14 protein-coding genes are annotated in these 19,656 nt (G+C 64.8%); 7 read left to right on the top strand and 7 right to left on the bottom strand.

The genetic code is table 11. The features are described from left to right. Window positions 1-33: 33 nt before the first annotated feature. The 5 genes from RM532_RS02955 to tkt all read right to left on the bottom strand — a co-directional run bounded on the left by RM532_RS02955 (window position 34) and on the right by tkt (window position 6,525). A complete protein-coding gene (locus RM532_RS02955; RefSeq protein ID WP_311651640.1) occupies window positions 34-1,212 on the bottom strand; it encodes a vWA domain-containing protein in 1,179 nt (392 codons plus the stop codon). Between the two features lie 100 nt (window positions 1,213-1,312). Next, complete coding sequence (locus RM532_RS02950) at window positions 1,313-2,158, bottom strand: AAA family ATPase (protein ID WP_311651639.1); 846 nt, start codon at window positions 2,156-2,158, stop codon at window positions 1,313-1,315. A gap of 110 nt (window positions 2,159-2,268) precedes the next feature. Further along, window positions 2,269-3,435: a phosphoglycerate kinase gene (locus tag RM532_RS02945; RefSeq protein ID WP_349255247.1), complete on the bottom strand. Its 1,167-nt coding sequence runs from the start codon at window positions 3,433-3,435 to the stop codon at window positions 2,269-2,271. A 29-nt stretch (window positions 3,436-3,464) separates the two neighbouring features. Beyond that, on the bottom strand, window positions 3,465-4,472 hold the full coding sequence (gene gap / locus RM532_RS02940; RefSeq protein ID WP_311651637.1) for a type I glyceraldehyde-3-phosphate dehydrogenase: 1,008 nt from the start codon (window positions 4,470-4,472) through the stop codon (window positions 3,465-3,467). 55 nt (window positions 4,473-4,527) lie between these two features. Continuing rightward, window positions 4,528-6,525, bottom strand: coding sequence for a transketolase (tkt, locus tag RM532_RS02935; protein WP_311651636.1), 1,998 nt, complete (start codon window positions 6,523-6,525; stop codon window positions 4,528-4,530). 316 nt (window positions 6,526-6,841) lie between these two features. On the opposite strand from tkt, the gene RM532_RS02930 reads away from it, so the two are divergent. From RM532_RS02930 to RM532_RS02900, 7 genes are all read left to right on the top strand, one after another. Continuing rightward, the gene (locus RM532_RS02930) at window positions 6,842-8,794 is read left to right on the top strand and encodes a PhoX family protein (protein WP_349255255.1); all 1,953 of its coding nucleotides are present in this window, start codon (window positions 6,842-6,844) and stop codon (window positions 8,792-8,794) included. A gap of 361 nt (window positions 8,795-9,155) precedes the next feature. Then, window positions 9,156-10,145 (top strand): ferritin-like domain-containing protein, encoded by a 990-nt coding sequence (locus RM532_RS02925; protein ID WP_311651634.1) that lies wholly within the window; start codon window positions 9,156-9,158, stop codon window positions 10,143-10,145. 108 nt (window positions 10,146-10,253) lie between these two features. Beyond that, window positions 10,254-11,036, top strand: a complete 783-nt coding sequence (locus RM532_RS02920) for a MerR family transcriptional regulator (protein ID WP_311651633.1) — start codon at window positions 10,254-10,256, stop codon at window positions 11,034-11,036. 254 nt (window positions 11,037-11,290) lie between these two features. Continuing rightward, complete coding sequence (locus RM532_RS02915; protein WP_311651632.1) at window positions 11,291-12,229, top strand: alpha/beta fold hydrolase; 939 nt, start codon at window positions 11,291-11,293, stop codon at window positions 12,227-12,229. 33 nt (window positions 12,230-12,262) lie between these two features. Then, window positions 12,263-13,198 carry a metal-dependent hydrolase gene (locus RM532_RS02910; protein WP_311651631.1) on the top strand — a complete coding sequence of 312 codons (936 nt, stop codon included), beginning with the start codon at window positions 12,263-12,265 and terminating at the stop codon, window positions 13,196-13,198. Between the two features lie 77 nt (window positions 13,199-13,275). After that, on the top strand, window positions 13,276-14,811 hold the full coding sequence (locus RM532_RS02905; RefSeq protein WP_311651630.1) for a flavin-containing monooxygenase: 1,536 nt from the start codon (window positions 13,276-13,278) through the stop codon (window positions 14,809-14,811). A 204-nt stretch (window positions 14,812-15,015) separates the two neighbouring features. After that, entirely contained in the window at window positions 15,016-15,858 is an 843-nt protein-coding gene (locus RM532_RS02900; RefSeq protein WP_311651629.1) for an SDR family NAD(P)-dependent oxidoreductase, read from the top strand. 21 nt (window positions 15,859-15,879) lie between these two features. On the opposite strand, the gene RM532_RS02895 is transcribed toward RM532_RS02900, so the two are convergent. After that, window positions 15,880-17,112: a CaiB/BaiF CoA transferase family protein gene (locus tag RM532_RS02895; RefSeq protein ID WP_311651628.1), complete on the bottom strand. Its 1,233-nt coding sequence runs from the start codon at window positions 17,110-17,112 to the stop codon at window positions 15,880-15,882. Between the two features lie 195 nt (window positions 17,113-17,307). Continuing rightward, entirely contained in the window at window positions 17,308-19,554 is a 2,247-nt protein-coding gene (locus RM532_RS02890; protein WP_311651627.1) for an acyl-CoA dehydrogenase, read from the bottom strand. Window positions 19,555-19,656 lie beyond the last annotated feature (102 nt).

Genomic DNA, 19,656 nt, shown 5'->3' with positions numbered 1-19,656 from the left:
AAAGAGCTTACCAGCCTCCGCGAGCGTTCGACGCTACCGGGTCAGGTAGGAGGTGGCGCGATCCAGGCCTTCCAGGGTCATGGGAAACATATGGTCCCCCATCAGCTCCCGCGTCATCTGGATTGACGGGGTATACGACCAGTGCTTCTCCGGTTCCGGATTGAGCCAGATCGTCTTCGGGTAAACCTCGAGCAGCCGCTGCAGCCATACCGCCCCGGCCTCCTCGTTCCAGTGCTCGACGCTGCCGCCGGGATAGGCAATCTCGTAGGGACTCATGGTGGCGTCGCCGACCAGAATCACCTTGTAGTCCGACGGATACTTGTGCAACACATCGAAGGTGGAAATCTTCTCCGTGCGACGGCGCCGGTTGTCCTTCCACACGCCTTCGTAGAGAAAGTTGTGAAAGTAGAAGTACTCGAGATGCTTGAACTCCATGCGCGCGGCGGAGAACAGTTCCTCGCACACCCGCACGTGCGGATCCATTGACCCGCCCACATCGAAGAACAGCAGGATCTTGACCGCGTTGTGCCGCTCCGGCCGCCACTGGATGTCCAGCAGTCCGGCATTGCGGGCGGTCGAATCAATGGTGTGATCCAGGTCCAGCTCGTCGGCGGCCCCTTCGCGGGCAAACCGGCGTAACCGGCGCAGCGCCATCTTGATGTTGCGGGTACCAATCTCGCGTGAGTCATCCAGGTTCGCGAACTCGCGCTTGTCCCAGACCTTGACCGCGCTACGGTTGCGCGAGCCGTCCTGCCCGATGCGGATGCCCTCGGGGTTGTAGCCATAGGCGCCGAACGGGGAGGTACCGGCGGTACCGATCCACTTGCTGCCACCCTCGTGGCGCTCGGTCTGTTCTTCCAGACGCTTCTTGAGTGCTTCCATCAGGGCTTCCCAGCCACCCATCGCCTCGACCTGCGCCTTCTGCTCCTCGCTGAGCTCAAGCTCGGCCATGCGCTTGAGCCAGTCTTCCGGGATGTCCTCGAACAGCTCGCCGGCGGCGTTCTCGATGCCCTTGAAATATTCGCCGAAGATCCGGTCGAAGCGATCGAACTGGGTTTCGTCCTTGACCAGCGTGGCGCGCGACAGATAGTAGAACTGATCCAGGCTGCCATAGGCCACGCGGGCGTCCAGCGCTTCCAGCAGGGTCAGATACTCGGTGACCGAGCACTTGAGTCCGCCGCGCCGCAGTTCGTAGAAGAATTCCGTCAGCATAGAAACGCTAACCGCAAAATACGCAAAGGCCGCAAAGTCGATGATACAAGTGCTGTCACGCTTCGCGTGTTCTGCGGCCCTTGCCGTTAAATGTGTCCCGCTACTGCCGTCGCGACATGAATGCGAGGCGCTCGAACATGTGCACGTCCTGCTCGTTCTTGAGCAGCGCCCCGTAAAGCGGCGGCAGGGATTGCTTGACGTCCGCGGCCCGCAGGGTCTCGGCGGGGATGTCCTCCGCCAGCAGCAGTTTCAGCCAGTCGAGCAGCTCCGAGGTCGAAGGCTTCTTCTTCAGGCCCGGAATCTCGCGCAGGTCGAAGAAAAGATCCATCGCCTCGGCCAGCAGCTTCTTCTTGATGCCCGGGAAATGCACGTCGACGATGGCCTGCATCGTTTCCTTGTCCGGGAAGGTGATGTAGTGGAAGAAGCAGCGGCGCAGAAACGCATCCGGCAGCTCCTTTTCGTTGTTCGAGGTGATCACGATGATCGGGCGCTGCCTGGCCTTGATGGTCTTGCGTGTCTCGTACACGTAGAACTCCATCCGGTCGATCTCGCGCAGCAGATCGTTGGGGAACTCGATATCCGCCTTGTCGATCTCGTCAATCAGCAGCACCGGCTGCTCATCACATTCAAAACATTCCCACAGCGGCCCCTGGAGAATGTAGTTGGAAATATCGTGCACCTTGTCGTCGCCGAGCTGCGAATCGCGCAGCCGGGACACGGCGTCATATTCGTACAGGCCCTGCTGTGCTTTGGTAGTCGACTTGATGTGCCATTCGAACAGCGGCTTGCCCAGCGACGCGGCCACCTCCTGCGCCAGCATGGTCTTGCCGGTGCCGGGCTCGCCCTTGACCAGCAGGGGCCGCTGGAGGGTAGCGGCGGCATTCACCGCCATCTTCAGATCATCAGTGGCGACGTAGGCGTCGGAGCCGTCAAATCGGGTGGTCATGTCAGGGGATACTCGGTTGCAAACCAGGGGCTATCTCGCGTGAAGCCGGCAAGGATACAGCAACCCCGCTGCCGTTCGGCAACCCGGCCGGGTCGCCGGGGTCACCGCCGCTAGCCGCCGCTGCGCGCTTCCAGGGCGGCGATCGCGGGCAGGGTCTTGCCCTCGAGAAACTCGAGGAATGCCCCGCCACCGGTGGAGATATAGGAGATGTCGGCCTCGATATCGTACTTCTCGATCGCGGCCAGGGTGTCGCCGCCGCCGGCAATCGAAAAGGCCGGACTGCTGGCCACGGCTTCGGCCAGCGAGCGGGTGCCGCCGCCGAACTGGTCGAACTCGAACACACCCACCGGGCCGTTCCAGACGATGGTGCCGGCGCTTTCCAGAATCGCCGCGAAGCGGGACCGGGTCTGCTGCCCCACGTCGAGAATCATCTCGTCGCTTTCCACTTCACTGGCCTGCCGCGCCTGGGCGTGGGCCTCGACCGAAAACTCGGTTGCGCACACGACGTCCGTGGGCAGCGGAATGTTGCCGCCGCCGGCTTCCACTTTCTGCTGAATGCGGCGGGCGGTATCCACCAGATCAGCTTCGTGCAGCGACGCACCCACGTCGAAACCGGCCGCGGCCAGAAAGGTATTGGCGATGCCGCCACCGAGAATCAGCTGATCAGCCACATCGGACAGGTTCTCCAGCAGCTCCAGCTTGGTGGAGACCTTGGACCCGCCAATGATCGCCACCAGCGGCCGCCTGGGATTTTCCAGCGCGGCGGAAAGAGCATCGATCTCCCGGGCCAGCAACGGCCCGGCACAGGCGGTCGGCGCAAACCGGGCCACGCCCTCGGTGGAGGCCTGGGCACGATGGGCAGTGCCGAAGGCGTCCATCACGTAGACATCGCACAGGGCGGCCATGCGCCGCGACAGCCCTTCATCGTTGGCCTTCTCGCCCGTGTTGAACCGCACGTTCTCGCACAGGGCAATGGCGCCGGCCGGCAGGTCGACGCCGTCGAGCCAGTCGGTGACCAGCGGGACATCGACACCGAGCGCCTGCGACAGCCATGCCGCCACGGGGGCCAGGCTGTTGGCGGCGTCCGGCTTGCCCTCTTTCGGCCGCCCCAGATGCGACATCACCAGCACGCTGGCGCCGGCATCGAGCGCACCGCGCAGGGTCGGCAGCGAAGCTCGCAGACGGGCCTCGGAGGTAATCCGGCCCTGCTCGTCCACCGGCACGTTGAGATCCTGGCGGATCAGGACCCGCTTGCCGGCCAGATCGATGTCGCTCATCCGCAGCATGGCCTATCCCCCGCGTGCGTTCAGGCGCGCATCAGCGCCAGCGTGGTGTCCAGCATGCGGTTGGAGAAACCCCACTCGTTGTCGTACCAGGCCAGCACCTTGACCAGACGGCCGTCGATCACCTTGGTCAGCGGTGCGTCGACCGTGGACGAGGCCGGATCATGGTTGAAATCCTGGGACACCAGCGGCGCCTCGCTGTAATTCAGGATGCCCTTGAGCGCGCCTTCCGAGGCCGACTTGAGTACCTGATTCACCTCGTCGACGCTGGTGTCGCGGGCGGCGGTGAAGGTCAGGTCCACCATCGACACGTTGATGGTTGGCACCCGCACGGCGAAACCGTCCAGCTTGCCGTTGAGTTCCGGCATCACCAGGCCCACCGCGGCGGCCGCACCGGTCTTGGTCGGAATCATGCTCTGGGTGGCCGAGCGGGCCCGGCGCAGGTCCGAGTGATACACGTCGGTAAGCACCTGGTCATTGGTGTACGAGTGAATGGTGTTCATCAGCCCGTGCACGATGCCGATGCTGTCCTGCAGCGGCTTGACCAGCGGAGCCAGGCAGTTGGTGGTGCAGGAGGCATTGGAAATGATGTCGTCATCGGCGGTGAGGCTGTCGTGATTCACCCCGTAGACGATCGTGGGCAGATCATTGCCGGCGGGCGCCGAAATCACGACCTTCTTGGCGCCGGCCGCGAGATGCGGCTGACACTTGGCGCGATTAGCGAACAGGCCGGTGCATTCCAGAACCACATCCACGCCGAGTTCCCCCCAGGGCAGCTTGGACGGATCGCGTTCGGCCAGCACCTTGATACGGTCGCCGTTGACCACGAGGTTGTCACCTTCCACCGATACGGTGCCCGGGAACGGGCCGTGGGCAGTGTCGTACTTGGTTAAATGGGCATTGGTTTCCGCGTCGCCCAGATCGTTGATCGCCACGATCTCGATTTCGTCGGTGCGGCCCGCTTCATAGAGCGCGCGCAACACGTTGCGGCCGATTCGTCCGTAGCCGTTGATACCAACTTTCACTGCCATGCCGTTGTCTCTCCTTGAGTCCTGTACCGGCGCGGGACCACCCGCGCCTGTTGTTTTAGAAAAGTTCGCGCAACGTGCTCGCCACGCCGGCCTCGGTCAGGCCGAAATGCTCGTAAACCACGGGGCCGGGTGCGGATTCGCCATAGGTATCCACCCCCATGACCCGGCCGGCGTTGCCCACGAAGCGGTGCCAGTTATCGGTCACCCCGGCCTCGACCGCTAATCGACGGGTCACGCCCGGCGGCAGCACCGACTCGCGATAGGCCTGATCCTGGGCGTCGAAGCGTTCCACGCAGGGCATGGATACCACACGCACGGCGTGGCCTTCCTCGGCCAGGACCCGGGCGCCCGCCATCGCCAGGCCCACTTCCGAGCCGGTGGCAATCACGATGGCTTCCGGGTCGCTGTCCGGCTCGAGCAGCACATAGCCGCCGCGGGCAATCGCCGCCACCTGCGCATCGCTGCGGGTCTCATGGGGGACGCCCTGCCGGGTCAGCGCCAGCGCCACCGGGCCGTCGCGGCGCTCCAGGCCGCGCCGCCAGGCCACCGCGGTTTCGACGTCGTCGCAGGGCCGCCACACCTCCAGATTCGGAATTAGCCGCAGGCTGGCCACGTGCTCCACCGACTGATGCGTTGGCCCGTCCTCGCCCAGGCCGATGGAGTCGTGGGTGTAGACCAGCACGTTGCGGATGCCCATCAACGCGGCCAGGCGAACGGCATTGCGGGCGTAATCGGAAAAGGTCAGGAACGTGGCGCAGAAGGGAATGATGCCGCCGTGCAGCGACAGGCCGTTGGCCATGGCGGTCATGCCGAATTCGCGCACGCCGTAGTAGAGGTAATTGCCGCTGAAGTCGCCGACCTTGATCGGCTGGTGGCCGCTCCAGTCGGTGCCGTTCGAGCCGGACAGGTCGGCCGAGCCGCCCAGCAGTTCCGGCAGGTGGGCCGCAAATGCACCGATGGTCGCCTTGGAGGCCTTGCGGGTGGCGTCGTCCTTGCCGCCGGCCTGGGTCGCGGCGATAAACTCGTCGGCCACACTTGCCCAGTCGGCCGGCAGTTCGCCGGCCATCCGGCGATCGAAATCGGTGGCGGCCTGCAGGTTGGCGGCCTTGTACTGTTCGTGCAGCGCGCGCCAGGCCTGTTCCAGCTCCGCCCCCCTGGCGCGCTTGTCCCAGGCCTGGTAGATCGCATCGGGAATGGCGAACCGGGTTTCGTCGGGCCAACCCAGCTTCTCACGCACCCGGGCCACTTCCTCGTCACCCAGCGCCGCGCCGTGCACGCCGGCGGTGCCCTGCATGTTGGGCGACCCCCAGCCGATCACGGTCTTGCAGCAGATCAGCGTGGGCTGATCGGTGTTCTTGCGGGCAGTTTCGATCGCGGTCTTGACTTCCTCGGCGTCGTGGCCGTCGACATTGCGAACCACCTGCCAGCCGTAGGATTCGAACCGCTTGGGCGTGTCGTCGGTGAACCAGCCCGCGGTTTCGCCGTCGATCGAGATGCCATTGTCATCGTAGAACACCACCAGCTTGCCCAGGCCAAGGTGCCCGGCAAGCGAACAGACCTCATGCGAGATACCTTCCATCAGGCAGCCGTCGCCGGCGAAGCAGTAGGTCCAGTGATTGACCAGATCAAGTCCGTCGCGGTTGAACTCCGCAGCCAGGCGCGCTTCGGCCAGCGCCATGCCCACGGCTGCGGCCAGGCCCTGCCCCAACGGGCCGGTGGTGGTTTCCACCCCGGGGGTAATGCCGTATTCGGGATGCCCCGGGGTCTTCGAGTGCAGTTGACGGAAGTTCTTGATCTCCTCCAGCGGCAGGTCGTAACCACTCAGATGCAGCAGCGCATACTGCAACATGCAGCCGTGGCCATTGGACACCACGAAGCGGTCCCGGTCGGGCCAGTCCGGATTGGCCGGGTTGAACCGCATGAAATCGTTCCAGAGAACTTCGGCGATATCGGCCATACCCATCGGCATGCCGGGATGACCGGAGTTGGCGGCCTGGACCGCGTCCATCGCCAGAATCCGGATGGCGTCCGCGAGTTCTCGTCGTTTGGTCATGGTTACCCTGTGCCCGCTGGCGTAAAGGCCGGCCATTTTCTACGAATCCTCACCCCCCGGCAACATTAGCTCTATTAATACTTGATATCTTCTTAATAAGTTTTCTTTTATTTAATAGCGGCGCCTAACCCCGGCGGTAGCGCATTGCGAATGCCGCGGCGGACGCATCTGTCACGCGGATGTCAGCAAACCTCAACGTTGCAGTCATGTTGATTGACTAGCTTGGATGGCAACTCAAGCCAGCCAATGCAAGCAAGAGGTGCCAACCATGACCCGCAACCGCCCGCCCATTCTCGACCCGGACACCATCAAGGAAATGGAGGGCTCGCTGTCCAACAGCCGCAGCGAGCACTTCAGCCAGATCCTGGAAGCCCGTGTGTCACGCCGCGATACGCTGCGCGGCGGTCTCGGCCTGGCGGCCACCACCATCTTCGCCGGTGCGGGCCTGTCCGCCTGTGGTGGCGACTCGAACGGCGGTGGCAACACCGCAACGCCGGGCCTGTCCTTCAACTCGATCGCCGGCTCCAGCGCCGACGCGGTGTCGATTCCGGACGGCTACCGGATGCAGGCACTCATTCCCTGGGGAACGCCGATCACCGGCAGCTTCCCGGCCTATGCCGGCGACGGCACCAATACAGCCGCCGAACAGGCGCAGCAGATCGGCGCGAACCATGACGGCATGACCTTCTTCCCGCTGCCGGAAGGCTCGGGCAGTTCCACCCGCGGCCTGCTGGTCATCAACCACGAATACACCAATCCCACGCTATTTGCCGGCGACGGCCGTGCGACGGACATGAACGGCGCGCCCACCGACGCCGACGAGGTCCGCAAGGACATCAACGCGCACGGTGTAAGCGTAGTGGAAATCGCCCAGGGCACCGACCGCAACTGGGGCGTGATCCAGGGCGGTTTCAATCGCCGCATTACCGCCGCCACGCCGATGATGCTATCCGGCCCGGCGGCCGGCAGCGAGTTCATGGTCACCGCCTACGACAATTCGGGCATGACCACCCGCGGCACGGTCAACAACTGCGGCCGCGGCTTCACCCCCTGGGGCACCTACCTCACCTGCGAAGAGAACATTCAGGGCTACTTCATCACCACTGAAGCGAATCCGCCGCGCGAGAAGGCTCGGTACGGTTTGACCGATACGGGATTCGGTTACCTCTGGAGCAATGTGGCGGGCGACCCGACGGAAGTGAATGGCGAATTCGCCCGCTTCGACACCACACCCAGCGGCCCGGAGGCCGCCAGCGATTATCGCAACGAGGCCAACACCTTCGGTTGGCTGGTGGAAATCGACCCGTTCAATCCGGCGGCCGCACCGGTCAAGCGTACCGCCATGGGACGCTTTCGCCATGAAGGCGCCGAGCCGGGCCGCATCGTTGATGGCCGCCCCATCGCTTTCTACATGGGTGACGATGCCCGCGGCGAATACATATACAAGTTCGTCACCGCCGAAGCCTGGGATCCCACCCAGCCGAACCCCAACATGCTGGACAACGGCACGCTCTACGTGGCCCGCCTGAGTGCCGACGGCAGCGGCGAGTGGCTGACGCTGGACTACGACAACAACCCGGCCCTGGCCAATGATTTCACCAGCCAGGCGGATGTGCTGGTCAACACCCGTACGGCGGCCGATGTGCTTGGCGCCACGCCGATGGACCGGCCGGAGTGGTCCACCACCGACCCCAACACCGGCGAGATCTACTTCACGCTGACCAACAACACCAACCGCGGCCCCGACGATACCGATGCCGCCAACCCGCGCGGCCCCAACACCCACGGCCATGTCATCCGGCTTGCCGAGAACGACGACAACCCGGCCGCCACCGGTTTCGTCTGGGACATCTTCGTGTTCGGTTCCAACGCCAACGCCGATCCTAGCTTCAACATCTCCGGTCTGACGCTGGATAACGAATTCGGCGGCCCGGACGGCCTGTGGTTCGACCGGCGCGGCGTGCTGTGGGTGCAGACCGACAACGGTGCACCGCTGGACTCGGATACCAACGATCAGATGCTGGCCGTGGTTCCGGCACAGCTCGCGGGTGACCGCACCGTTAACCCGGACACCCAGGCAAGCCTCAAGCGCTTCTTCGTCGGCCCGGTAGGTTGCGAGGTGACGGGGGTGGAAATGACCCCCGACTACCGCACGATGTTCGTCAACATCCAGCATCCGGGCGGCAACTGGCCGGACGGCGGCAGTGCCCGCCCGCGGTCCGCCACGGTCGTGATCTCGCGTGAAGACGACGGCGAGATCGCGCTCTGACCGACCCCCTCGCGACCATCTCGCGAAACTCGTTTGCCCGGCCCCTGCGGCCGGGCATTTTTTTGGCTTATGTATTACCCGGACTGTCGCCAGGCAACTCTCGCTGCATCCGGTTACTCACCTGCCCACGTACCAACAATTGGAGGTCAAACATAGACCGTTCCAAAGGGGGGAGACATGAGGCAGGACCAGCCACCCATCGCAACGCCATCCGCCAGCGCGCGCCGTCGCGGCCCGCCGGCGGCGCTTGCCGATATCTGCCATCTCCCGCCGAAGAGTTTCACTGCGCCCGGTGCCCCGCACCGGGCGTTTTCCATTCATGGCGGCACAACGCCGTCATTTCAGGCTCAGGAGAAGACGGATGACCCGAGAAGTGGACAGAGACGAAAAACTCAACGAGATGGTGACGAAGTACACCGCCAACCGTCGACGTTTCTTGCAGAACAGCGCCGGACTGGGCATGGGCTTCTTCGGCAGCTTCATGCTTGGCGCCTGCGGCGGCAACTCCAACGGTGCCGTGGCGCAGCAGGATGAGGGGCCGAACGATCTGCAGATTCTCAACTTCGCGCTGAATCTGGAGTACCTGGAAGCCGAGTTCTACCTGCAGGCTGCCATTGGCGAGAATCTGCCCGCCAACCTGGTCGGCGACAACCCCGGCATGGTCCAGGGCGGACGCCGCGTGGACACCTTCACCAATGGTGGCACCGGCATCATCCAGCGCTACGCCAACGAAATCGCCGCCGACGAGCGCGACCATGTCCGCTTCCTGCGTACGGCCCTGGGCGATGCTGCCGTTCCCCGGCCACGGATCAACATCCAGGATGCCTTCACCGTTGCCGCCCAGGCCGCCGGGCTGATTAATGAAGGCGAGATATTCGACCCGTACGCCAGTGAGGACAACTTCCTGCTCGCCGCCTATATCTTCGAGGATGTCGGTGTAAGCGCGTACAAGGGCGCTTCGCCATTTGCCAGCACCGATATCATCGAGGCTGCCGCCGGCCTGCTCGCCGCCGAGGCCTACCATGCTGGCCTGGTGCGGGGTGTGCTGTTCTCGCGGGGCGCTTTCGACGGCGCGGATGCAATCTCCAACGCCCGTGACAGCCTGGACGGCGACACCGATCTCGATCAGGGCATCTCACCGATGGACGTCACCCTCAACGGACAGACCGTCTCCGCATCCAACATCGTGCCGCTAGACGCCAACGGCCTGGCCTTCAGCCGCAGCCCGGGTCAGGTGCTCAACATCGTGTACCTCAACCCCGAACCTGTTTCCTCTGGCGGGTTCTTCCCCGACGGCATCAATGGCGACATCGCCACCAGTGCCGACTCGTCGGGTTCCGCCATGACCTGAAGCATCTCCAAGGAGAGACTCCCAAGGGCCCCGCCAGGCGCGGGGCCTTTTTGTTGGCGATGCGTATAATCCTCCGGAGAATTCCGTCCCGTTCCACACCGAGACGCCATGGCGCAGAAACGCGGCTCCAGCAAGAAACCCGGCGAATTCAGCATCGACGAGCTCGCCCGCACATCCGGCATGACCGTGCGCAACATCCGCGCCTATCAGGATCGTGGGCTGCTGCCGCCACCCATGCGCCGCGGCCGGCGGGGGGTGTACAACGATGATCATCTGTCACGGCTGCGCATTATTGCCCGGCTGCTGGAGCGCGGTTACACCCTGTCCAACATCGACGAGCTGATTGCCAGCTGGGAACAGGGCCGTGATATCGCGGAAATCCTGGGGCTGGAAACCGCCGTGGCCAGTCCCTGGTCCGACGAGGTGCCGGACTACCTGACGATGCCCCAGCTGGTGCAGCGTTTCGGCAAGGCGTTTTCCGGCCGCGGCCTCAAGAAAGCGGTGGAACTGGGCATCCTGCAGCCCGAGGGCATGTATTACCGCGTGCCCAGCCCGCGCATGCTTCACGCCGGCAAGGAGCTGGTGGATATCGGCATCCCACTGACGGATATGCTGGACGTGGTGGCGTACCTGCGCCGCAATGTCGAGGAAGCTGCCGAGGAGATGGTCAAGTTGATCGCCCATCACGTATTCGACCGGTACGGCGAGGACCTGCCCCCCACCAAGGATCTGCCGGAACTCTCCGACATGATCTGGCGCCTGCGTCCGCTGGTGGAAATGGCAGTCCTGCCGGAAGTTGCCCGGGCGATGGAGAAGGCGGCAGACCGCTTCCTGGGCGACCGCCTGGCCCAAGTGCTGGACCATCTGCAGGAAATCGACACCGCTCGGTAGCGCAATTCGGCGTTATCGATAGCCCCGCTAAAGCCGGCCCTCGCCAGTGCGCCGCTTTGTAAGGCGGACTTCAGTGCGCCGCTTTCGCCTATTTCCTGCCATGCCGCGCTTACCATCAATGAGGGATTTTTTGCCTTTAAAATGCGGCGATGCACCATTTACATTACTTTCACAAACAATGATTTATCAGGAAAGTTGACATGTAGAATATTTATGTGACATCGTCCAATGGTACGTTTAATGGTGTCACAGACATGGCAACTGGCAGCAACACGACAGGCAACGGCAAAACGCAGCGCGTGCCCACCCGCGATGGGGGTTGGCTGGCTGTGGATGTGCGCGGCCCCGAGACGGCCGCCACCGTGGTTCTGGTGCATGGCTATCCCGACAGCCGTCGGGTATGGCGGCACATCGCGGCCAACCTGATGCCGCGCATGCGGGTGGTGACCTTCGATGTGCGCGGGGCTGGTGACTCGTTCCGCCCGACGCGGGACAGCGACTATCGCCTCGACCGCCTGGCGGCCGACCTGGTCGATGTCATCGATCACGTGTCCCCGGGCCGGCCGGTGCATCTGGTGGGCCACGATTGGGGCGCCATCCAGGCCTGGGAGGTCGCCACCGACCCGGCCATGGCCGATCGGCTGAGCTCGTTCACCAGCGTTTCCGGCCCCTGCCTCGACCATATCGGCGACTGGCTGCGCCGGCAGGGCCTGCAGCCACGCGCCATCGGGCAACTGCTCAAGTCCTGGTACGTGGGTGCTTTCCATCTGCCGCTGCTGCCCGGCCTGGCCTGGCGAGCCGGCATGGGCCGCGTCTGGCCGCATCTGCTGGCGCGGTCGGAGGGCATCCGGCCCGACAGCGACCCGAACCAGACCGCCAACGGCGTGCATGGCACGGCCCTGTACCGGGCCAACGTGCTACCGCGGTTGCGACACCCGCGGCAGCGATTGGCGCAGGTGCCGGTGCAGCTGATCATCCCCACCACAGACCCGTTCGTCAGCCCGGCCATGGCCGCCAGCGCGACCCCCTGGTGCGAACGCCTGCGGCGGGTGGAGATCAACGCCGGCCACTGGCTTCCCCTGTCGCAGCCCATGTGGCTGGCCCGACAGATTCACGAATTCTCGGCGCAGTGCGAGGCAGGTGGTGTGCCTGCCCGCGCGGCGCGGATCGACCACTGCCGCAGCGCGGCGTAAGCCTCAACCGGCTGACAACTCAGGAGAAAGACCATGAGTGAAGCAACCCGCAAGTCCACCAACGGCCAGACCAAGGCCGCTCCGACGGTAAGCGATTCCGGCCGCCCCGAGGACGGCACCAGCGTGATGCCGGAACGGCGTGACCTGCATTTCCTGCCGCCCGCCGAGCACATCGATAACTGGCATGGACGCGGCGCGCATCTGACCCAGTTCATGAACACGCTGTCGCTGTTCTTCCCGGCCGGCGAGCGCATGTTCATCGACGCGGTACGCGACTATCGCGATCAGATTCCGGACCCGGACCTCAAGAAAGCGGCCACCGCGTTCATCGGCCAGGAGGCCATGCACTCGCGCGAACACATCGAATACAACAAGCTGATGGACGATGCCGGCCTGCCGGCCGAGAAGCTGGACGCCTTCGTCTGGTCACTGCTGGACTGGATCAAGGACAACGCGCCGAAGTCCGTGCCGCTGACTGCTACCGTGGCGCTGGAGCACTTCACCGCCCTGATGGGCAGCGCCATCCTCGATGACGAATCGGTGATGGACGGCTCCCAGGACGACTACAAGCGCATGTGGCTGTGGCACGCCCTGGAAGAAGTCGAGCACAAGGCCGTGGCCTACGACGTCTACGAAAAGACCATCGGCCGGGGCCCCGGCGCCTACCTTAACCGCGCCGGCGGCATGGTCCTGGCCACGGCCATCTTCTGGCCGCTGGTGGCCACCTTCTACTGGCAGATGACCCAGGCCAGCCCGGCCTGCAAAAAGGAGGGCTGGCGCGGGCATCTCACGGTGCTCAACACCCTGTTCGGCAAGCCCGGCGTGCTGCGCCGCCAGGTGCCGGAATGGCTGGCCTACTTCAAGTACAGCTTCCACCCCTGGCAGCAGAACAACAGCCATCATCTGGCCCGCATCGACCAGCTGACCGAGGAAGCCGACGCCGCCTACGCCGCGGCCACCCACCACTAGGCTCCCCCCGACGGCGGCCCGGCAAACGCCGGGCCGCCGGCTCCGGGCCTGCCCGGACCAGACAGGAGACCATTTCCATGGCCTCGACTCCCCTGACCACCCACGCCACCGACGTCGAGGTGGCCGTGATCGGCACCGGATTCTCCGGGCTGGGCATGGCCATCAATCTGAAGCAGTCGGGGCGCGATGATTTCGTGGTGCTGGAAGCCGCCGAGGACCTCGGCGGCACCTGGCGCGACAACCACTACCCCGGCTGCGGCTGCGACGTGCAGTCGCATCTGTACTCGTTCTCGTTCGAGCCCAACCCGAACTGGTCGCGCATGTTCGCACCCCAGGCCGAAATCTGGGCCTATCTGCGTCATTGCGCCGAGAAGTACGAGGTCACCGGTCACATCCGCTACAACAACCGGGTGGAGTCGGCCGAGTGGGACGAGGCCGGCGGTTTCTGGCACGTGCGTACCAGCCGCGGCTACTGGCGGGCGAAATCGCTGGTGTCCGGCATCGGCGGCCTGTCCCGGCCGAGCTATCCGACGATTCCGGGTATCGAGAACTTCCAGGGTGTGAGCTTCCATTCCCAGCAGTGGGATCACGATTACGATCTCACCGGCAAGCGGGTGGCGGTGATCGGCACCGGCGCCAGCGCCATCCAGTTCGTGCCGCAGATCGCGCCCGAGGTCGGGGAACTGCACCTGTTCCAGCGCACCCCGCCCTGGGTGGTCCCCAAACCCGACCGGGCGGTGACCCGTCTTGAACAGGCCCTGTTCAAGCGTCTGCCGTCGGCACAGCTGGCAGTGCGTAACGCGCTCTACTGGCAGCTGGAATCCCGGGCCCTGGCATTCGTGGTCCAGCCCCGGCTGATGAAGCTGATGGAGCGCCAGGCCCGAAGTCATCTGCGCAGGCAGGTGCCAGACCGCGAACTGCGCCGACGCCTGACGCCCGACTACACGCTGGGCTGCAAACGCGTGCTGATCTCCGACGACTACTACCCGGCGCTGACCCGCGACAACGTGGAACTGGTCACCAACGGCATCCGCGAGGTGCGCGAGCACAGCATCGTGACCACCGACGGCGTCGAACGCGAGGTGGACGTCATCATCTACGGCACCGGCTTCGCGGCCACCGATCCGATCGGCCCGCTGAAGATCACCGGCCGGGCTGGTGCCGACCTGCGCGAAACCTTCGCCGAGACCGGCACCGAGGCATTCCTGGGAACCACGGTATCGGGTTTTCCCAACCTGTTCCTGCTGATGGGACCGAACACCGGGCTGGGCCACAATTCGATGGTTTTCATGATCGAATCCCAGATCGCGCTGGTCATGGACACGCTCAAGGCCATCGACTACGAAGGCCTGGCCGCGGTCGACGTCAAGCGCGCGTCACAGGACGCCTATAATCGCTGGGTACACGATCACACCAAGGACGCGGTCTGGAACACCGGCGGCTGCAAGAGCTGGTACCTGGACGCGAGCGGCAAGAACGTCACCCTCTGGCCCGGTTTCACCTGGGACTTCCGGCGGCGCACGCGGCGCTTTCCGGCCCGGCATTTCGAGTTGCTACGAGCCGAGGATCTGGCGCCTGCGGTCGTCGAAACGCAATCCGCGGACGCGGCGTGATGAAAGAATCATCCATCCGCAGATTACGCAGATGGCGCAGATTGGCTGGCGGGGTCCCGTGTCACGCGTCGTTGTGGCGCCATGCTCCTGACGAAGCCGCACATCGCACAAGAAACATGGATTCACTTAATCTTCTAATCGGCGAAATCTGCGGATAACCCTCTTAAACCAACACCACCAGCACCTCATCAAAACGAGAAAGACATGAAGGACTTCAAGAACAAGGTTGCCGCCATTACCGGTGCGGGCTCGGGCATCGGCCGCGCACTGGCGCTGGAACTGAGCGCCCGCGGCTGCCACCTGGCGCTGTCGGACGTGAACCGGGCGGGCCTGACCGAGACCGCGCAACTGGTGAGCGAAAGCAGTTCCGTCAAAGTGACTACCCAGGTCGTTGATGTTGCGAAACGCCAGGCCGTGCACACCTGGGCCGGCAAGGTGGCGGCCGAGCATGGCGCCGTGCATCTGGTGTTCAACAACGCCGGGGTGGCGCTGGGCAGCACCATCGAGGGTGCCGATTACGACGATCTGGAATGGATCATGAACATCAACTTCTGGGGCGTGGTCCACGGCACCAAGGCCTTCCTGCCCCATCTGCGGGCGGCCGGGGAAGGCCACATCGTCAACGTTTCCAGCGTGTTCGGCATCATCGGCGTGCCCAGCCAGGGCGCGTACAACGCCACCAAGTTCGCGGTCAGAGGCTTCACCGAGGCCCTGCGCCAGGAGCTGGACATGGACGGTGGCAACATCTCGGCCACCAGCGTGCATCCCGGTGGCATCAAGACCAACATCGCCCAGGCCGCACGCTTTGCCGACAACATGGACGGCGTGCTCGGTGGCAAGAGCGAGGCGGCCGGCAAGGCCGCGTTCGAGAAGCTTTTCATTACCACGCCGGGGTCGGCCGCCCGCACCATCCTCAAAGGCGTACGGCGTGATGCCCGGCGCGTGCTGATCGGCCCGGACGCCCATGCCATCGATGCGATGGCCCGGCTGCTACCCAGCCAGTATCAGTGGCTGGTCGGCCAGGGCACGAAGTGGGCGATGCGCTGATACTCGGCCACGACCGGGGAATCAGCGCTCCAGCAACCAGTCATTGTCGTCACCAAGCCCTGGCGCCGGAGCCAGCGGGTCGCGGCGCCTGCCTTCGAAATGCAGCGGGCAACCAATGCCCGGCCCGCCGTCGACCTGCTCCGCCATGCCCCGGGCCAGCACCTGCGGGTCGGCCAGCGCCTCCTCGAGGGTAAGCACCGGGGCAACGCAGGCGTCTGCCTGCGACAAGGCCCGAATCCACGCGTCGCGCGGCCGCAACCGGAATACCCCGGCGAGGCTCCAGCGCACCGGTGCTAGCCAGCGCCGGGCACGGGCCGGATCCTCCAGGACCTCGTTGAACCGGTCGCGCAGGCCGGGCCTGCCCGATCTGCTCTGGTCCCCGGAATCGGCAGTCGGCGGCTTGCGAGACCGCTGACCGGTTGATGCCTTGCCACCGGCCAGCGCCTTGAGCGTTTTCGGCAGCGGCACCTGCTCACCCAGCGCGGCCAGCAGACGGGCGAAGAACTTGGGTTCCAGCGCCCCCACCGCCAGATAGCGGCCATCGCGGCACTTGTAGACCTGGTAATTGGGCAATGCCCCCGTAAGCATGTCGGCACCGCGGGGCTGGGTATGCCCATGCGCACGCAAACCGGCCAGGGCGATCGGCTGCAGGGCCAGCGAGCCATCCAGCATGCTCGAGTCCACGAACGTACCCTCGCCGCTGACCTTCGCGCCGAGCAGCGCGGCCAGAATGCCGGTGGCAGCGGTCAACGCGCCGCCGGCCAGATCGGCGATCTGCACATTGGCCATGGCCGGCGCGCCACCGGCCGAACCGATCTGGTCAAGCGCCCCGGCGTAGGCCAGATAATTCAGATCATGCCCGGCGGCATCACGGTAGGGCCCATTCTGGCCATAGCCGGTCAATGCCGCGTATACCAGCGTCGGGTTGATCGCCTTGAGCGTTTCATAACCACAGCCCAGGCGCTCCATGACGCCAGGCCGGAACGACTCCACCACCACGTCGGCGCCTGCCACCAGCTGTTTGAAGGCGGCGACATCGTCGGCCTCGCGCAGGTCCAGCGTCACCGAGTGCTTGCCGCGGTTGACCACCGCGAACAACTCGGGCATCAGTTCGCGGGCGTAGTCGCCGCCGGCCGGATCCTCGATCTTGATCACCTCGGCCCCGAGTTGGGCCAGGTACTGCGTACAGAACGGACCCGGCAGCAGCCGGGTCAGATCGAGTATGCGGACGCCTTCTAGCAATGGATTGGACATAGGACAGCTTTGGCGGTCATTCGGTTAAGAGCTTTATCCGCAGATTACGCAGATTTCACAGATTGAATGGTCAAAAGCATGAGGTGCGGGCACTTCACACTCGCGCCGGGAAAGCCAACTGACTCCGATCAGCAAGAACCCTTCTCTCTTTCCTTATCTGCGTAATCTGCGCAATCTGCGGATAGATTCTTCGTTCTAAGCAGCGGCCTGCTGAGCCCGATCAGGCGCGCTCGCCGCGTTGGCGAAGAATTCCTCCGGTGAGAACACGTCCACCTCGATGGCGGCCAGGCGCGCCTCACGGGCGGCGGTGACGCGGGCAGCTTCGCCCTCGGTCAGCACGCCGGCGGCGCGGGCCTCGGCCACCAGCGAATCCGGCTCGCCGGCCGGAATGCTGCCGGCCTTCTGGGCTGCCTTGAGCTTGCCGATCAGTGGCTCGACGTCACAGACCAGCCGGAACGCATGCATGAGACGACCCTGGCCCGGGCTCTCCGAACCCGGCTGATGGATGTCGGCGAGCAGGCGCTCGGTCTGTGCGTCCCATTTCTGGGCGATAACCGCTGCCTGGTTGCCGAGATCATCCGATGGCAGACGCCCCAGGCTGTTCAGGCGCAAAAGCGGAAGGCCGATCACCCGCAGCAGCGAGCCCAGCGGGCCCGGGAAGTTGGCGTAGATGCCCTCGAAGCCGGCCTGGATCCGGGCCAGCGCCAGTTGCAGGGAGTAGTGCACCAGCGGCAGGTCCTCGGCACGGCGACCCTCGGCTTCAAACCGGCGCAGCGCCGAGAAGCCCAACAGCATCCAGGCCAGGACGTCGGCATAACGGCCGGTGAGATTGCCCTTCACCTTGAGTTTGCCGCCGACGAAGAACATGGCCAGATCCGTGAACAGGCCGAAGCGGGCCGCCGCCCAGCCGAGTTTCCGGTAGTAGCGGCGGGTGGGCCCGGCCGCGCCCTTGACGCGTACGGTGGCGCCGCGGGTCAGGCCCCGCCACCAAGTGCGCCCCACGCCTTTCAGGAAGTGCCCCATCCAGCCGATCAGGCTTCGGCGGAAGGCGCTCGCATCGCTGGTCTCCACCGCCTGAACCACGTTCAGGGCATGCGGATGACAGCGGGTGGCGCCCTGCCCGAACACCATCAGGGTGCGGGTCATGATATTGGCACCTTCCACCGTGATCGCCACCGGGGTGGAGCAGTAGCCGCGACCGATGACGTTGTTCGGCCCCTGCATGACGCCGGCGCCGGAAAGCACGTCCATGGCGTCGGTGGCGGCCTCCCGGGCCAGTTCCGTGGTATAGGCCTTCATCACGCCGGAAACCACCGGCGGATGGATGCCGTCGTCGATGGCCGAGCAGCCGAACACCCGAGCGCCCTCGGTCATGTAGGCCAGCGAGGTGAGCTTGCCGATCGGGGCGGCAACGCCCTCCATGCGGCCGATCTGCAGGCCGAACTGCTGGCGCACCATGGAATAGGCGCCGGCCGCGGCCGCGGCGCCGCGAATACCGCCCACGGCGGTGGCCGGCAGCGACACCATGCGCCCGCCGGCGAGCTGTTCCATGAGCATGCGCCAGCCGTCGCCGGCGCGTGCCACGCCGCCGATGATCTGGTCGGCCGGCACCTCCACATCCGTGCCCTCGAGCGGGCCGTTGGGGAAGGCTTCGCCAATGGGCTCGTGGCGATCGCCGGTTTTCAGACCGGGCATACCCGTGTGCAACAGCACCACGCTGATGCCGGCGTCCTCGCCCTTGCCCAGCAGGTTGTCGGGATCGTGGATGCGGCAGGCCAGCGAGATCAGATTGGCCACCGGGCCCAGCGTGATATAGCGCTTGCGGAAGTTCAGGCGCAGCTTCACCCCACCGTCGTCACCCTTGAAGGCCACGGCTTCCGCCTTGATCGAGGCCGCGTCGGAGCCGGCGGTGGGCTCGGTCAGGCCGAAGCACGGCAGATACTCGCCCTTCGCCAGTCGCGGCAGGTAATGGGCTTTCTGTTCATCGGTGCCATAGTCGATCAGCAGCTCGGCCGCGCCCAAGGTGTTGGGAATGACCACGTAGGCCGACAGGATGCCGGACACCGGCGTGACCTTGGCCATCACCGCCGAACGCGCGAGCGTCGAAAAGCCCTTGCCGCCGAATTCCTTCGGGATCAGCAGGCTGAAGAAGCCGCTTTCCGCCATGAAGTCCATGATCGGCTTGGGCAGTTCGCGGGTCTGAGCGATGGCGTAGGTATCCGCGCGGTTGAGCAGCTCTTCCACGGGGCCGTCCATGAATGCTTGCTCCTCGTCGGACAGGCGGTGGTAACTGGCGGCCAGCATGCGGTCGAAATCCGGCTTGCCGCCGAAGAATTCGCCGTCGATCCACACGTCGCCGGCCTCCAGGGCCTGGCGTTCGGTGTCGGAAATGGCCGGCAGAACCTGGTTGGCCTGCATCCAGTGCATGAGTCTGGCGAACATGGCGTACCTCTCTTATGAGTCGTTATCGTTTAACCGCAAAGGCCGCGAAGTGCGCAAAGGATTCTTGACTGAAACGAATGCCCCTTTGCGTCTTTTGCGTCC

Origin of the sequence: Spectribacter hydrogenoxidans, assembly GCF_031846275.1 — a bacterium.
GTDB lineage: Bacteria > Pseudomonadota > Gammaproteobacteria > Nevskiales > Salinisphaeraceae > Spectribacter > Spectribacter hydrogenoxidans.
This window is presented reverse-complemented; position numbering and strand designations above follow the sequence as displayed.

Coding starts and splice junctions, on each gene's coding strand:
- RM532_RS02920 (WP_311651633.1), top strand. CDS start 10,254: ATGGCGCAGAAACGCGGCTCCAGCAAGAAACCCGGCGAATTCAGCATC.
- RM532_RS02950 (WP_311651639.1), bottom strand. CDS start 2,158: ATGACCACCCGATTTGACGGCTCCGACGCCTACGTCGCCACTGATGAT.
- tkt (WP_311651636.1), bottom strand. CDS start 6,525: ATGACCAAACGACGAGAACTCGCGGACGCCATCCGGATTCTGGCGATG.
- RM532_RS02905 (WP_311651630.1), top strand. CDS start 13,276: ATGGCCTCGACTCCCCTGACCACCCACGCCACCGACGTCGAGGTGGCC.
- RM532_RS02895 (WP_311651628.1), bottom strand. CDS start 17,112: ATGTCCAATCCATTGCTAGAAGGCGTCCGCATACTCGATCTGACCCGG.
- RM532_RS02955 (WP_311651640.1), bottom strand. CDS start 1,212: ATGCTGACGGAATTCTTCTACGAACTGCGGCGCGGCGGACTCAAGTGC.
- RM532_RS02930 (WP_349255255.1), top strand. CDS start 6,842: ATGGAGGGCTCGCTGTCCAACAGCCGCAGCGAGCACTTCAGCCAGATC.
- RM532_RS02900 (WP_311651629.1), top strand. CDS start 15,016: ATGAAGGACTTCAAGAACAAGGTTGCCGCCATTACCGGTGCGGGCTCG.
- RM532_RS02890 (WP_311651627.1), bottom strand. CDS start 19,554: ATGTTCGCCAGACTCATGCACTGGATGCAGGCCAACCAGGTTCTGCCG.
- RM532_RS02915 (WP_311651632.1), top strand. CDS start 11,291: ATGGCAACTGGCAGCAACACGACAGGCAACGGCAAAACGCAGCGCGTG.
- gap (WP_311651637.1), bottom strand. CDS start 4,472: ATGGCAGTGAAAGTTGGTATCAACGGCTACGGACGAATCGGCCGCAAC.
- RM532_RS02945 (WP_349255247.1), bottom strand. CDS start 3,435: ATGAGCGACATCGATCTGGCCGGCAAGCGGGTCCTGATCCGCCAGGAT.
- RM532_RS02925 (WP_311651634.1), top strand. CDS start 9,156: ATGACCCGAGAAGTGGACAGAGACGAAAAACTCAACGAGATGGTGACG.
- RM532_RS02910 (WP_311651631.1), top strand. CDS start 12,263: ATGAGTGAAGCAACCCGCAAGTCCACCAACGGCCAGACCAAGGCCGCT.